This is a genomic window from Xanthomonas sp. CFBP 8151, from assembly GCF_011761885.1.
GTDB classification, from domain to species: Bacteria; Pseudomonadota; Gammaproteobacteria; order Xanthomonadales; family Xanthomonadaceae; genus Xanthomonas; species Xanthomonas arboricola_B.
In genome coordinates, this window is the sequence record NZ_JAASQZ010000001.1 from 1,676,883 (window position 1) to 1,690,811 (window position 13,929).

The following is a 13,929-nucleotide window of genomic DNA, read 5'->3' on the forward strand; positions in this document are numbered from 1 at the left end:
TAACCACTTCGACAGGAATCGATGATGCAGCACATGCAAGGATGGATGAAGGGAGTGCTCTGTGTGGCTGCTTGCCTGTCGCAGGCCGCAGTGGCCGAGGTCGGCAAGCCTTCGGCATTCATGACACAGGTCAGGGTCGAGGTCGGCCCCGACGGTTCCATCGTTTCGGCGCAGGCCGATAAGGGCCTGCACGAGAAATTGCGGGACTCTATTGAGCGTCGAGTCAGCGCGTGGACATTCGCACCGCCGACCGAGCAAGGCAAGCCAGTCTCAGCGGTCACTTATGTGCAGGTCGCAGCATGTCTGGTGCCGAAACAAGATGCAGTCAATCTGGCGATCGCCAATGCAGGCAATGGTCCTTACCGGCCGACACTTGTGCAGTTCCAGCCCAGATCAGCTCCACCACCGGGCCTGCTGTCCGCCACGGCGTTGCAGCTGACAATTGACTACAACGTGCTGGCGAACGGGCGCGCAACGTTCGAGCAGGTTCACATCAGCAGTCCGACCGACGCACGCGGGGCGCGCTGGTTGGAGGGAATGGCGGCGCAATGGGTCAAGGCGCAGCGTTTCAAACCCGAGCAGTTGAACAATGTGCCGGTGTCCACCCGCATGCAGACGAATATCACCTTGTCTGGCGGCCCGACCACGCCGCGCGATCTCAACAACCAGCGCTCGTTGGAGTTGACGCGGCAGGCGTTGTCGCCGGAATGCCTCCAGGCGCTTGGAGACACCGCAGACCAGACTGTGGTAGTGGACTCGCCGGTAAAGCTTCTGCCCAGGGGCTAGTCGTGGCCAACCGAGCGAGGCAATGCTCATGAATGTGGGCAACGCTCGGTTATGGTTTGTCGCGTGTGTTGCTTTCAATCAGGCAGTGCGTCCAACGCAGCCATCGGCGCAGGTTGGCGGCATATCCAATACAAGGCGGCGACGTTCACTACGACAGTGATCCAGAACCGCAGCTGGAAGGCCGCCTTGTTGGATTTGTGCCGGAACAGCGCCTGCGCCAGCAACGCGCCCGGCCAGCCGCCGAGCAGCGCGATAAGGTGCAGGGTCGCTTCCGGCGTGCGTTGCCGGCCGCGCTGGGCTGCGCTCTTGTCGAGCCGGTAGGCGAGCATCGCCAGGATGCTTGCAGCCGCATACCAAAATGCCAGCAGCGCCGGCAGGCGATCTGCAACCACCATCGCGGCCATGCCGGTCAGAAACAGCAGCGCCAGCGTCTTGCGCGGCAGGCCGTGCTGCCGGGGCAGGCCCCGATGCCGTTGCGCAGGTCTGGAAATCAGCAAGCGTCCAGAAAGTCGCGCACGGCCGGCCCGAAGCGCGCGAAGTCGACCAGGAAGGCATCGTGGCCTTGTGGCGAATCCAGCCCGATGAAGTGTGCGTCGGCACCGCCGGCGCGCAAGCCTTCGGCAATCTGTTCCTGTTGCTGTACCGGGAACAGGATGTCGGTATTGGCACCGATCGCCAAGGCGCGCGCGATGCGGATCTGCGCCAGGCCGGCCAGCACCGTGGCGTCGGTCGAGACGCCCGTGTCCGGTTTGGCGGCGACAGCAGCGTTGCCGGCTTGCGTGCCATCGGTATGGGCGTCGATGGCCGGCCTGTCGTCGACATACTCGGCCAGATCGAACCAGTCCATCGAGCGGCTCAGATAGAGATAGCAGTTGGGATCGAAGAAGCGCACGAAGCGGCGGGCATGGCCTTCCAGATAACTTTCGACCTGGAATTCAAGCCCGAACGGATCGTCGGCGGCCTGCTCCGAATCCAGCCGCACGCGGCCGAAACGGCCGTCCCATTCCAGTGCCGAGCGGTAGGTGATCACACCGAGCTTGCGCGCCATGCGCATGCCCGAGTCGGGGTAACGCATGTCGTCGTAATGGCCGCCGTTCCAGTGCGGATCCAGGCGGATGGCTTCGCGCTGCAGCGAGCGGATCGCGATCGAGAACGGCAGCGCCTGCGCACTGCCGGAGATATTGATATGGCTGTGCGCGATGCCGGGGTGGCGCAGCAACAACGCCAGTGCGGTCATGCCGCCCATCGAGTTGCCGATCAGGCAGGCCAGTCGTTCGACGCCCAACGCGCGCACCACGTCGGCGGCGGCATCGGCGACATCTTCGATCGACAATTCCGGGAAGCCCAGGCGATACGGCGTGCCGTTGGCGGGGTCGATCGATGCCGGGCCGGTCGAGCCCTTGCAGCTGCCCAGGGAATTGACGCAGACCACGAACCAGCGCTCGGTATCGATCGGCTTGCCCGGCCCGATCATCGCCTCCCACCAGCCCGGCTCGGGATTGGACTGATTTGCCGCGGCATGCGCGTTTGGCGACAGCCCGGTAACGATCAACACCGCATTGCTGTGATCGGCTGCCAGCGTGCCCCAGGTCTCGTAGGCCACGCTTGCCTGGTGCAGCACGCCACCGCGCTTCATCGGAAACGGCGAGGGCAGCGCGTGGAACAGCGTGCCGGGAGGAATGAATTCAGTCATGCGGCAATTCTATCTGCCACGGCAGGTGCCGGGGTGCAGGATGGGGAATCGGGAATCGGGAATCGGGAATCGGGAGTCGGTTTGAGCCCTTGAGCTGTGTGTGATGCCACTCTAGGGAGCGGCGGATCTGCGGCTTGGTCGCAGGGCCCTTGCCTGCCCACCATCGCGGGACACGCCGCAAGTACATCCTTGTAGGCTCTTACGCGGCATCCATGCCGCGTAAGGTCCCGCGACGGTGAGCGGGCAAGGACCAGTGGAGATGGTTGGTGTGCATGGTTTTCAGCAAGACAATCAGCACACCGTCTGGTGCGGTGTCCTTGCCCTCGACGTTGCGAGTTTGCTGCAGGGCCCTTGCCCGCCCACCATCGCGGGACACGCCGCAAGTACATCCGTGTAGGCTCTGGCGCGGCATCCATGCCGCTCAAGGTCCCGCGACGATGGGCGGGCAAGGACCAGTGGAGATGGTCGGTGTGCATGGTGTTCAACAACGCAACCGACTCACGCTCTGGCGCGGCGAGGGCATCGCGCCCTCGACCAACGCGGCTCGGGACTATCCAGATGACGCTGACAGCGGCTGACAACGTGTTGGCGCGGCCAGCGTTTTGTAAACCGCTTTTGGTCCATTGGCCTCAAGCATCGCAACGAAACGTGGCGAGCAATCAGCGACCGATCACCAGCTCCACCGGCGCGGCAGTGGGCAGTTCCACCATCACCGGCACGCTTTCGACATCGCCGGCCTGGCGCATCGCGTTGCCGCTGCGCGACAGCCGTGCCAGCACCTGCACGGTGTCCAGCGACGACAGCGTGCGCGTCGGCATTGGGCTGTCGCCGTCGTCCAGGGTGATGGTCAACGGCAGCTCGCGCAGCGCGTGTCTTTCCACCGCCACCGGCATCGGCGTATCGGCGGCGCGCGCAATCACGAACACGCTGGTGTCGCCCGGCAAGCCGGTGCGTTTGGCGAACTCGGCATCCAGCGTCACGCGCACCTGGATGCGTTTGCCGCTGGCTGCATCGGCGGCAGGCGCAGCCGATGCCTGGATCGGCGCCAGGCTGGCTTCCTGGCGCGCGGCGTTGATCTGTTCGAGCAGGCCGGGGCGGGTCGTGGCATCGACCACGCTTAGCAACGGCGTCCAGGTCTCGCTGGCCTTAGCCGGCTCACCGGCCTGGCGCTGCACCACACCCAGGAACCAGCGTGCGCGTTGATGGTCCGGTTGCACCGCCAGCGCATGTTCCAGCAGGCGCATGGCTTGCGGATCCGGACGCCCGCTGTCGTCGGCGAGCATGCGCGACTGCGCGGCAGCCACCAGCACGTCCGGCTCGTCCGGACGCAGCGCGACCGCGCGCGCAAACGCATCGCGCGCCTCGGCGAATTTCTGTTGGCTGGACAGCGAGCGCCCCAGCAACACCCAGCCTTCGGCCTGATCGGGATTGCGCGCCAGTGCGGCGCGCAGTTGCACGATGGCTTCATCCAGCGAGCGTGGCGTGGCCGGCCGGTTGGCCGGCGCTTGAATCGCGCCCGGCGTGCCGACCAACCAATACAGCGCCGCGCTCGCCGCCAGCAGCAATACCGCGATGCTGGCGGTCAGTCCGCGCGCTTCGCGCCACAGCGGCCGCAGCGCCACACCGAAGACGAGCAGGGCCAGCAGCACCATCGCAACGACGAAGCCGACCATCACCACTCCTGCTCATCGGCGGGCAGGGCGGGCGCAGCCACGCTGCGTCGACGCACCAGCAGCACCACGGCGCCACCGCCCAGCAACAACGCCAGCAGCGGACCGAACCACAACAGCCAGGTCCGCGATTCCACGCGCGGGCGGTACAGCACGAACTCGCCATAACGTGCGACCAGGAACTGACGGATCTGCGCATCGCTGCGTCCTTCGTGCATCAGCGCCAGCACTTCGCGACGCAGGTCCTGGGCGATCTGCGCATTGGAATCGGCCAGCGACTGGTTCTGGCACTGCACGCAACGCAGCTCGGCGGTGAGCGCATGAAAACGCGCTTCTTCTTCGGCCGAGGCATAGCGCAGCGGCGCCGGGTCGCCGGCCGGCTGGGCCAGGGCCAGCCAGGGCAACAGCAGCAGCGTCAGCAGCCAGGCGCGCATCATTGCTTGGCGTGCAGGTCCGGTGCGGCACGGGGCGAGCGCTCGATCTTGCTCAGCACCGGAATCAGCTGCGTATCGATGACGGATTGGGTGAGCATGCCGCTGTACTTCCAGCGCACCACGCCGCGCCCGTCGACCAGAAAGGTCTCCGGTGCCGCAGCGATGCCGAAGTCGATCGCGGTCCGCCCATCCTGATCCGCGACCACCAGCAGGTAGGGGTTGCCCAGCTGTTCGAGCCAGCGCAGCGCATCGTTGCGCTCGTCTTTCCAGTTGTAGCCGATCACGCGCACGCGCTTGGTCAGCGCAAAGCGGCTCAGTACCGGGTGCTCTTCGCGGCAGGCCGGGCACCAGCTGCCCCACACGTTGATGATGTACGGCGCGCCGCGCAGCTCGCGCGCATGCACCACGATGCTGGGGTCGTGCAGCAGCGGCAGCGCAAACTCCGGCGCCGGCTTGCCGATCAGCGCAGAGGGCAGGGCATCGCGATCGTCCTGACCGGAGCGCACCACCGCATAGACCAACAGCGCTGCCAGTGCGAGCAGCAGCACAATGGCACCCACCAGGACCGCAGTGGGCAGGCGGGGTGAACGTGACTCAACCATCTTGGATCTCCGGAGAACGACGAAAACGCCGGTCGGCCGCGGTGACCAGGCCGCCAAGCGCCATCAGCAGCGCTCCCAGCCAGATCCAGCGGACGAACGGTTTGAGGTGGACGCGGACCGCCCAGGCCTGATTGCCCAGGGGTTCGCCAAGCGCGACATACAGGTCGCCGAACGGGCCAGGACGGATCGCCGCCTCGGTCAAGGTCTGCCCGCCGCTGGCGTAGCGGCGTTTTTCCGCATGCAGCAGGCCGACCGGCGCATCGTCCTTGAACACCTGCAGGTTGGCACGGTCGGAGACGTAATTGGGCCCGCGCAATTCCTCGACGTTCTCGAAGTGCAGCGCGTAGCGGCCGATCTGCATCTGCTGCCCGGGCGCCAGTGCGACCTCGCGCTGCAGGCTCAGCGATTCCACCAGCAACGCACCGGCCAGGAACACCGCCACGCCCAGGTGCGCCAACGCCATGCCCAGCATTTCGGCGGTGAGCTTGCGGCCCTTGGCCGCGCGCCGCGTCCACAGAAAGCGCAGCGTGCCCAGCAGCACCCAGGCCGCGCCGGCCACGCCGAGTGCCGCCTTCCACTGGCCCTGCGGCGCGGCGAACCAGGCCAGCACGCCTGCGGCAACCGCCAGGCCCGCCCACGGCGCGAGCATCGCCAGCGGGCGCGAGGCCTGCTCGCGCTGCCAGCGGGTCAGCGGGCCGAACGGCAACAGCGCCACCAGCGGCGCCATCAGCACCACGAACAACATACCGAAGTAGGGCGGCCCCACCGACAGCTTGCCCAGGCCCAGGGCGTCGGCCAGCAGCGGATACAGCGTGCCCAGCAACACCATCGCGCAGGCGCAGGTGAGCAGCAGGTTGTTCAACAGCAGCAAGGTTTCGCGCGAGCTGCCGGCGAATGCGCGGCGCGGATCGTCGACCAGCGACAGGCGCGGCGCACGCAACGCGTACAGCAGCAGCGAACCACCGACCACCGCCAGCAGGAACACCAGAATGAACAGGCCGCGCGACGGATCGGCCGCAAACGCATGTACGCTGGTCAACACGCCCGAACGCACCAGGAAGGTGCCCAGCAGCGACAGCGAAAAGGCGGCGATCGCCAGCAGCAAGGTCCAGCTGGCAAAGCTGCCGCGCTTTTCGGTAACTGCCTGCGAATGCAGCAACGCGGTGCCAACCAGCCACGGCATGAAACTGGCGTTTTCCACCGGGTCCCAGAACCACCAGCCGCCCCAGCCGAGCTCGTAATACGCCCACCAGCTGCCGAGTGCGATGCCGACGGTGAGCATCGCCCAGGCCACGTTGGTCCATGGCCGCGTCCAGCGCAGCCAGCGCGCATCCATGCGGCCTTCCAGCAACGCGGCGATGGCGAAGGCGAACGGCACCGCAAAGCCGACATAGCCGCAGTACAACATCGGCGGATGGATGATCAGCCCCGGGTCCTGCAACAGCGGATTCAGATCGGCGCCTTCCAGCGGCACCGGCAACACGCGCGCGAACGGGTTGGAGGTGAACAGCAGGAAGGCCAGGAAGCCGATGCTGACCAGCGCCATCACCCCGAGCACGCGCGCCACCACCTGCATGGGCAACTGCCGCGACCACAGCGCCACTGCACCGGTCCACAGCGCCAGTACCAGCGTCCACAGCAGCAACGAGCCTTCGTGCGCGCCCCACACCGCCGAATAGCGGTACATCACCGGCAGCAGGCTGTTGGAATTCTCGGCGACATAGCGCACCGAAAAATCCTGCACCAGAAAGGCATGCGTCAGCAGTGCGAAGGCCGCTGCGATCAGGCCCAGCTGCAGCAACGCAGCCGGCCGCGCGACCGCCATCCAGCTGCTGCGCCCACGCTGCGCACCAGCCAACGGCAGCGCGGCCTGCACCAAGGCCACCAGCAACGCCAGGATCAGCAGGAACGTGCCGAGCTCAGGCAGCATCGGGTCGGCGCGTCGGTAGGCATGCAGTGGTGCGAGGCTTGCGGGCGCAGGGCAGAAGCGTCATCCATGCAGCGACCGCGCGCGCCCGCCGATGCACAGCAACGTCGTCAGCAAGGCAACCACTGTCCGAGCCACCACCGTGCAGGAATACCAACGTCCTGACGCGCGCCATCAACGCAGCGCTCCGGCCTGGTCTGCGGCCGCCGGCACGGCGTGCTTGCGGTGCGCGCTGCCCATCTTGTCGGCCACTTCCTTCGGCATGTAGGTCTCGTCGTGTTTCGCCAGCACATCTTCGGCGACGAAGACGCCGTTTTGCATGCGCCCGGTCGCCACCACCGCCTGTCCTTCGCGAAACAGGTCCGGCAGGATGCGGCCGTAGCGCACCGGCAACCGTGCATCGCCATCGGTGACGCGGAACTGCGCTTCCAGCGAACCGGATGCGCGTTGGAACGAGCCTTTTTCCACCATGCCGCCGAGCCGGAAGCGCGTGTGTTCGCCGGCGTCGCCGCGCAGCACTTCCGACGGTGTGTACAGATAGGCCACGTTGCGCTGCAGGGCCATCGCCACCAGCGTGGTCGCCAGTCCGCCGGCCAGCACCAGCGCGATCACCAGCCAGATCCGGCGGCGCCGTTGCGGGTTCACCGGATCAGCTCCGCATCGGTGGGCACCGCGCGCTTGCGCTCGCGCAGACGCCGCGCCTGCGCCATCCTCACGGCGCGGCGCACCTGCCAGCGGCCGGCGATCAGATCCCACAGCAACACCAGCGCGAACACCGCGTAGGCGGCGATGACGTAGGACAGGTAGCTCATGCCGCGCCCTCCGGCGCATCGCGCACGATCCAGGCCTTGCCGGCCTCGCGGCGCAGGTTGTCGGCGCGCGCACGCGTCAGCAGCGAACCGGCGAACCAGAACTTGGTGCCGACCACCATCAGCCACAGCGGCAGCAGCATGCTGGCATCGATGCTGGACGGGCCGAGCAGGCGGATGCTCTGGCCCTGATGCAGCGAGTTCCACCACACCACCGAATAGCGGATCACCGGCAGCAGCGCCACGCCGACGATCGCCAGCAAGGCCGCCGCGCGTGCGGCCTGACGGCGATCGTCGATGGCCTGATACAGGCCGATCACGCCCAGATACAGGAACAGCAGGATCAGCTCGGTGGTCAGGCGCGGGTCCCAATCCCACCAAGCGCCCCACATCGGCTTGCCCCAGATGCTGCCGGTCAGCAGGGTGATCACGGTGAACGCCGCGCCGATCGGCGCGCAGGCCATCGACAGGATTTCGCAGATCTTGATGCGCCAGATCAGCGCGATCGCCGCATACACCGCCATCAGCCCGAACACGAACAGGCTCATCCACGCGCTCGGCACATGGATATACAGAATGCGGAAGCTATCGCCCTGCTGGTAGTCGGCCGGTACCGCAAACAAGGCCTGCCAGATGCCCACGCCCAGCAACACCGCGCCCAGGGCGTAGCACCACGGCGCCCAGCGCGCAGTGAAACGGTCGAAGATCGGAGGCGAGGCGAGTTGGTGGAACCAGCGGGCAACGACGTTCATGCGATGGCAGCAGCCTTTGGAATGGCATTGGCTCTCGAAACAGCAACAACGCAGTGCGTGGAGCATCTTGTCGACAGCGCTTCGACCGCACGGCTCAACTCAACGAAATCCGGATCGCGGCAGCCGCAGCCAGCGGCGCCAGCACCACGCCGATCGCCAGTCCGGCGCCCAGCAACAACAACGCACCCACCGCATCCTGTCCCTGTCCGCTGGCCGCGACACTGCCGGCACCAAACACCAGCACCGGCACGTACAACGGCAACGCCAGCAACGCCACGAGAATACCAGAGCGTTTCATCGTCACCGTCAGTGCCGCAACCACGGCGCCAAGCAGACTCAGAAGCGGTGTGCCCAGCGCCAACGATGCCAGCAGCACCGGTAGTTGGTCATGTGGCAGGTGCAGCAATTCGCCCAGCAGCGGCGTCACCGCGATCAACGGCAGCGCGCTGGTCGCCCAGTGCAGCAGCACGCGCACCGCGATCAGCCACGCCAACGGCACCGGCGCCAGCAGCCATTGCTCCATCGAGCCGTCTTCCACATCGCTGCGGAACAGCGCATCCAGCGCCAGCAGGCCGGCCAGCAGCACCGACAGCCACAGCACCGCCGGTGCGGCCTGCGCCAGCAGGTCCGGGCGACCACCCAGGCCCAGCGCGAACAGCACCACCATCAGCAGCGCGAACAGCGCCGGCTGCAAAGCATCGCTGCGACGGCGCCACAGCAGCTGCAGGTCGCGGCTGAGCAGCGCGCGCGCGGCCTGCCACAGCGAGGGTTGTGGCGAGTGCAGGCTCATGCCGCCGCCTCCAGCGTGAGCATGCGCGTGCGCACCGGCGGCGCCGCGTAGGCGCCGTGGGTGGTGACCAGCGCCGCGCCACCGCCGCGCAGGTGCGCGGAGATCATCCGGTTGACCAGGGTGATGCCGTCCAGATCCAGGTTGGCATAGGGCTCGTCCAGCAGCCACAGCGGGGCCGGCGACAACCACAGCCGTGCCAGCGCCAGGCGTTTGCGCTGGCCGGCCGACAGCTGCCGCACCAATGCATCCTCGTAGCCGGCCAGGCCGACGATGGCCAGCGCGCTGCCGGGCATCTGCTTGGCGCGGCGGCCATGCAGGCCGCACAGGAAGTGCAGGTTCTGCAGCGTGCTGAGATCGGCCTTCAGCCCCGGCAGATGGCCCAGATAGGCCATGAAGCGGCTGCGGTCGCCACGCCGCGCGGTCTTGCCGTCGATCTGGATCTGCCCGCGCTCCACCTGCAGCAGCCCGGCCAGCACCCGCAGCAGCGTGGTCTTGCCGGCGCCGTTGTCGCCTTGCACCAGTAGCGCCTCGCCGGCGTCGACATGGAAATCCAGCGGGCCGAACACCGGCTCCTCGTTGCGGCTGAAAGCCAGCGCGCGCGCCGCCAGCAGCGGTGGCGCAGTGTGCAGCGGTTCGATCATCGGCGCAGCGGGCTCCCGTCGCAGGACGGCATGGGGTGGGCGAGGCAGGGCGCGCATTGTAGCGACGATGGCCCGCTGCCGGGGGCGCGTTCGGCGGCGTGATGTGTCCGGGAACGCTGTTTTGCATCGCCCGGGCGCAACCGCCTGGCGGCTTTGCGTACACTCGCGGTCCCCCCGTTTGTTGCCCGGACAGGCCCGATGCCCCTCACGACCAAGCTGCCCAAGGTGGGCACCACCATCTTTACCGTCATGTCGCAGCTGGCGGCCGAACACGGCGCGGTGAATCTGGGCCAGGGTTTTCCCGATTTCGCGGTGCCGTCGCGGCTGGTCGAAGAGCTCGAGCGCGCCATGCGCGCCGGCCACAACCAGTACCCGCCGATGACCGGCGTTGCGGCGTTGCGCCAGGCCATCGCCGGCAAGGCGCAGCGCTGCTATGGCGCGCAGGTCGATGCCGACAGCGAGATCACCGTCACCAGTGGCGCCACCGAGGCGATCTTCGACGCCATCCACGCAGTGGTGCGCGCAGGCGAGGAGGTGATCGTGCTGGATCCGGCCTACGACTGCTACGAGCCGGCGATCGACCTGGCCGGCGCACGCGCGGTGCACGTGGCGCTGGACCCGCAGACCTTCGCCATCGATTGGCCGGCGCTGCGCGCGGCGATCACGCCGAAGACGCGCCTGCTGATGATCAACTCGCCGCACAATCCGTCCGGCGCGATGCTGTCTGCCGATGACATGCAGCGCTTGACCGAGCTGCTGCGCGGCAGCGACATCTTCCTGCTCTCGGACGAGGTTTACGAGCACATCGTGTTCGACGGCCGTCGTCACGAATCGGTGTTGCGCTGGCCGGAACTGCGCGAGCGCGCGTTCGTGATCTCCAGCTTCGGCAAGACCTATCACTGCACCGGCTGGAAAATCGGCTACGCCATCGCGCCGCCGGCACTGAGCGCCGAGTTCCGCAAGGTGCACCAATACAACACCTTCACCAGCTTCGGCCCGGCCCAGCATGCGTTTGCTGCGATGATCCGCGACGAACCCGAACACGACGAACAACTCGGCGCGTTCTATCAGGCCAAGCGCGACCGTTTCCGCGAACAGTTGCTGACCACGCGCCTGACGCCGTTGCCGGTGCCCGGCGGCTATTTCCAGCTGGTCGACTATTCGGCGATCAGCGACCTGCCCGACACCGAGTTCGTGAAGTGGCTGACGGTGGAAAAGGGCGTAGCCGCGATTCCGCTGTCGCCGTTCTACGAAACCGCGCCGCAAGGGCAACGACTGGCGCGGCTATGCTTTGCCAAGAACGATGCGACGCTGGATGCGGCGATCGCGCGGTTGCAGCAGCTCTGAAGTGCTGGGAATGGGGAATCGGGATTGGGGAATCGTAAGAGCGTTACTGGACTCCTTCTCGATTTCTGCCGGCCCGGGACAGGGAATCGTGAGCTCGTCGCTGGTGTTCTTCCTGCCCTCCGACTTCGTCACCCCACATAGCGCACAGACACCACCACACCCGCTCTACCCATTCCCGATTCCCCATTCCCCATTCCCGAGCCTCCAATGCACGATCTTCGCGTTTCCCTGATCCAAGGCGACACCCGCTGGCATGACCCGGCCGGCAATCGCGAGTACTACGGTGCATTGCTGGAACCGTTGGCCGGGCAGACCGATCTGGTGATCCTGCCGGAAACCTTTACCAGCGGGTTCTCCAACGACGCCATCGACAAGGCCGAGGACATGGACGGGCCGACCGTGGCCTGGGTGCGTGCGCAGGCCGTACGGCTGGGGGCGGCGATCACCGGCAGCGTGCAGCTGCGCACCGGGCAGGGCGTGTTCAACCGGCTGCTGTGGGCCACGCCGGACGGGGCGCTGCAGTATTACGACAAGCGCCATCTGTTCCGCTTCGGCAACGAGCATCTGCGCTACGCGGCCGGGCGCGATCGCCTGACGGTGGAGTGGAAGGGCTGGCGGATCAATCCGCAGGTCTGCTACGACCTGCGCTTTCCGGTGTTCTGCCGCAATCGTTTCGATGTCGAGCGGCCGGGCCAGCTGGATTTCGATCTGCAACTGTTCGTCGCCAACTGGCCGTCCGCGCGCGCCTATGCATGGAAGACGCTGCTGCGCGCACGCGCGATCGAAAACCTGTGTTTTGTGGCGGCGGTCAACCGCGTCGGCGTCGATGGCAATCAGCTGCACTACGCCGGCGACAGCGCCGTGATCGATTTCCTCGGCCAGCCGCAGGTGGAAATCCGCGAGCAGCCGCAGGTGGTCACCACCACCCTCAGCGCCGCCGCCCTGGCCGACCACCGCGCACGCTTCCCGGCAATGCTGGATGCAGATGCCTTCGTGATTGGGGATTAGGGATTAGGGATTAGGGATTGGTGCAAAGCAGGCAAGCCACAGCTCTTTGCTTGCCCGCGGTTGCGAATCCCCAATCCCGAATCCCCAATCCCGGCTACTCACCCAACTTGATCTCGTAGATCTTGGGCCACCGCTTGCCGGTGACGAACAGGCGATCGTGCTCGGCGTCGTAGGCGATGCCGTTGAGCACATCGTTGCCGGGGTCGGTCAGCGTGTCGGCGTCCGGCACCAGCGCCTTCAGGTCGATCCAGGCGACCACCTTGCCGCTGGCCGGGTCGATGCGCGCGATGCGGGTGGTCAACCAGACGTTCGCCAACAGTTCGCCGTTGACCCATTCCAGCTCGTTGAGATTGTCCAGCGCCTTGCCGCCGGCAGTGACCTTGATGCTGCCGACCTGTTGCAGCGTCTGCGGATCCAGCCGTCGAATGTGGGCGGTGCCATCGCTCATGTACAGGCTGGTGTCGTCGCGGGTCAGCGCCCAGCCCTCGCCGGAATAGCTGAACTGCGTGTGCGGCGTCAGCGTCGCCAGGTCGTAGACAAATCCGCGCTGATTGCGCCAGGTCAGCTGGATCAGGCGGTCGTGCCAGGCCACGATGCCTTCGCCGAAAAACGGCGCCGGTGTCGTGGCCTGCTGCAGGACGCGGCCGGTCTCCAGCTCGACTTGGCGCACGCCGGACCGGCCCAGTTCACCGGTGCTCTCGTACAGGTACCCGTCGAGATAGAACAGGCCTTCGGTGAAGGCGGCGGTGTCGTGCGGATAGGTGCGCACGACGGTATAGCTCTGGGTCGGGATCGTCTCGCTGCAATGGGCGAGCGCGGGCAGCAACAGGGCGGCGAAGAGCAGGCTGTAAGCGGTGCGTGGCATACCGCAATCATCCCATACCGCCGTCGCAGACTGTTGCGGCGCAGGCAGCCGGCCGGCGACATAATGGCTCGCTGAACGATCGCCTGCGCGGTGCCGGCATGTTGTCGCGGCTGCCACATCGGCGCTGCTAGGCTCGGCGCCACGTTCACCAACCGGAATGCCCGCATGATCAAGTCCCTTTCCCTTCTCGCGCTGCTGGGCGCCGCGACGCTTGCACCGCAAGCGCAGGCGGCCGGCAATATCGACTGCCAACTGTCGTTCAACCTGTCGGGCTGGTCGGTGTTCTACAAGACCGCCAGCGGCACCGGCACCATCAAGTGCGACAACGGCGCGGTGATCCCGGTCAAGATTTCCAGCAAGGGTGGCGGGCTGACCGTCGGCAAGTCCAAGATCGTCGGTGGCCGCGGTACCTTCTCGGGCGCCTATAGCCTCAATGATCTGTTCGGCACCTACGCGGCGGCCGAGGCGCATGCCGGCGTGGTCAAGTCCAGCACGGCGCAGGTGGTCACCAAGGGCGACATTTCGCTGGCCCTGGCCGGCACCGGCGAGGGCGTCGATCTGGGCGTTGCCGTGGGCAACTTCGTCATCGAGCGTCGCAAGTAAGA

16 protein-coding genes are annotated in these 13,929 nt (G+C 66.7%); 4 read left to right on the plus strand and 12 right to left on the minus strand.

Annotated features, from left to right (window positions below):
• Nucleotides 1-24: 24 nt before the first annotated feature.
• Nucleotides 25-786, plus strand: coding sequence for a hypothetical protein (locus tag FHT08_RS07075; protein ID WP_166774669.1), 762 nt, complete (start codon nt 25-27; stop codon nt 784-786).
• Between the two features lie 74 nt (nt 787-860).
• Here the strand turns inward: FHT08_RS07075 and FHT08_RS07080 are convergent, their stop codons facing one another.
• The 11 genes from FHT08_RS07080 to ccmA all read right to left on the minus strand — a co-directional run bounded on the left by FHT08_RS07080 (nt 861) and on the right by ccmA (nt 10,104).
• On the minus strand, nt 861-1,283 hold the full coding sequence (locus tag FHT08_RS07080; RefSeq protein WP_166774670.1) for a DUF1294 domain-containing protein: 423 nt from the start codon (nt 1,281-1,283) through the stop codon (nt 861-863).
• Nucleotides 1,277-2,479: a homoserine O-acetyltransferase gene (locus tag FHT08_RS07085; protein ID WP_104604744.1), complete on the minus strand. Its 1,203-nt coding sequence runs from the start codon at nt 2,477-2,479 to the stop codon at nt 1,277-1,279. The genes FHT08_RS07080 and FHT08_RS07085 overlap by 7 nt, the downstream gene beginning before the upstream one ends.
• 659 nt (nt 2,480-3,138) lie before the next feature.
• Nucleotides 3,139-4,152: a tetratricopeptide repeat protein gene (locus FHT08_RS07090; protein ID WP_166774671.1), complete on the minus strand. Its 1,014-nt coding sequence runs from the start codon at nt 4,150-4,152 to the stop codon at nt 3,139-3,141.
• On the minus strand, nt 4,152-4,586 hold the full coding sequence (locus tag FHT08_RS07095; protein ID WP_166774672.1) for a cytochrome c-type biogenesis protein: 435 nt from the start codon (nt 4,584-4,586) through the stop codon (nt 4,152-4,154). Before FHT08_RS07095 ends, FHT08_RS07090 begins: the two co-directional genes overlap by 1 nt.
• A complete protein-coding gene (locus tag FHT08_RS07100) occupies nt 4,583-5,185 on the minus strand; it encodes a DsbE family thiol:disulfide interchange protein (RefSeq protein ID WP_104604742.1) in 603 nt (200 codons plus the stop codon). The genes FHT08_RS07095 and FHT08_RS07100 overlap by 4 nt, the downstream gene beginning before the upstream one ends.
• Entirely contained in the window at nt 5,178-7,115 is a 1,938-nt protein-coding gene (locus tag FHT08_RS07105) for a heme lyase CcmF/NrfE family subunit (RefSeq protein ID WP_166774673.1), read from the minus strand. Before FHT08_RS07105 ends, FHT08_RS07100 begins: the two co-directional genes overlap by 8 nt.
• Nucleotides 7,116-7,286: 171 nt before the next feature.
• Nucleotides 7,287-7,757 (minus strand): cytochrome c maturation protein CcmE, encoded by a 471-nt coding sequence (gene ccmE / locus FHT08_RS07110; protein ID WP_016904034.1) that lies wholly within the window; start codon nt 7,755-7,757, stop codon nt 7,287-7,289.
• A complete protein-coding gene (locus FHT08_RS19970) occupies nt 7,754-7,924 on the minus strand; it encodes a heme exporter protein CcmD (RefSeq protein ID WP_104604736.1) in 171 nt (56 codons plus the stop codon). The genes ccmE and FHT08_RS19970 overlap by 4 nt, the downstream gene beginning before the upstream one ends.
• Nucleotides 7,921-8,673 carry a heme ABC transporter permease CcmC gene (gene ccmC, locus FHT08_RS07120; protein WP_166774674.1) on the minus strand — a complete coding sequence of 251 codons (753 nt, stop codon included), beginning with the start codon at nt 8,671-8,673 and terminating at the stop codon, nt 7,921-7,923. The genes FHT08_RS19970 and ccmC overlap by 4 nt, the downstream gene beginning before the upstream one ends.
• A gap of 94 nt (nt 8,674-8,767) precedes the next feature.
• Complete coding sequence (ccmB, locus tag FHT08_RS07125; protein WP_166774675.1) at nt 8,768-9,463, minus strand: heme exporter protein CcmB; 696 nt, start codon at nt 9,461-9,463, stop codon at nt 8,768-8,770.
• Entirely contained in the window at nt 9,460-10,104 is a 645-nt protein-coding gene (ccmA, locus tag FHT08_RS07130; RefSeq protein WP_104537153.1) for a heme ABC exporter ATP-binding protein CcmA, read from the minus strand. The genes ccmB and ccmA overlap by 4 nt, the downstream gene beginning before the upstream one ends.
• A gap of 198 nt (nt 10,105-10,302) precedes the next feature.
• Here ccmA and FHT08_RS07135 point away from each other — a divergent pair, with 198 nt between their 5' ends.
• A complete protein-coding gene (locus FHT08_RS07135) occupies nt 10,303-11,451 on the plus strand; it encodes a pyridoxal phosphate-dependent aminotransferase (RefSeq protein WP_166774676.1) in 1,149 nt (382 codons plus the stop codon).
• A 207-nt stretch (nt 11,452-11,658) separates the two neighbouring features.
• On the plus strand, nt 11,659-12,459 hold the full coding sequence (locus tag FHT08_RS07140; protein ID WP_166774677.1) for an amidohydrolase: 801 nt from the start codon (nt 11,659-11,661) through the stop codon (nt 12,457-12,459).
• Nucleotides 12,460-12,553: 94 nt separating this feature from the next.
• Here FHT08_RS07140 and FHT08_RS07145 read toward each other — a convergent pair whose 3' ends face one another.
• A complete protein-coding gene (locus tag FHT08_RS07145) occupies nt 12,554-13,324 on the minus strand; it encodes a glutaminyl-peptide cyclotransferase (RefSeq protein WP_104604730.1) in 771 nt (256 codons plus the stop codon).
• A 165-nt stretch (nt 13,325-13,489) separates the two neighbouring features.
• Between FHT08_RS07145 and FHT08_RS07150 the strand changes: the two genes are divergently transcribed.
• Complete coding sequence (locus FHT08_RS07150) at nt 13,490-13,927, plus strand: hypothetical protein (RefSeq protein WP_010372925.1); 438 nt, start codon at nt 13,490-13,492, stop codon at nt 13,925-13,927.
• Nucleotides 13,928-13,929: the final 2 nt, after the last annotated feature.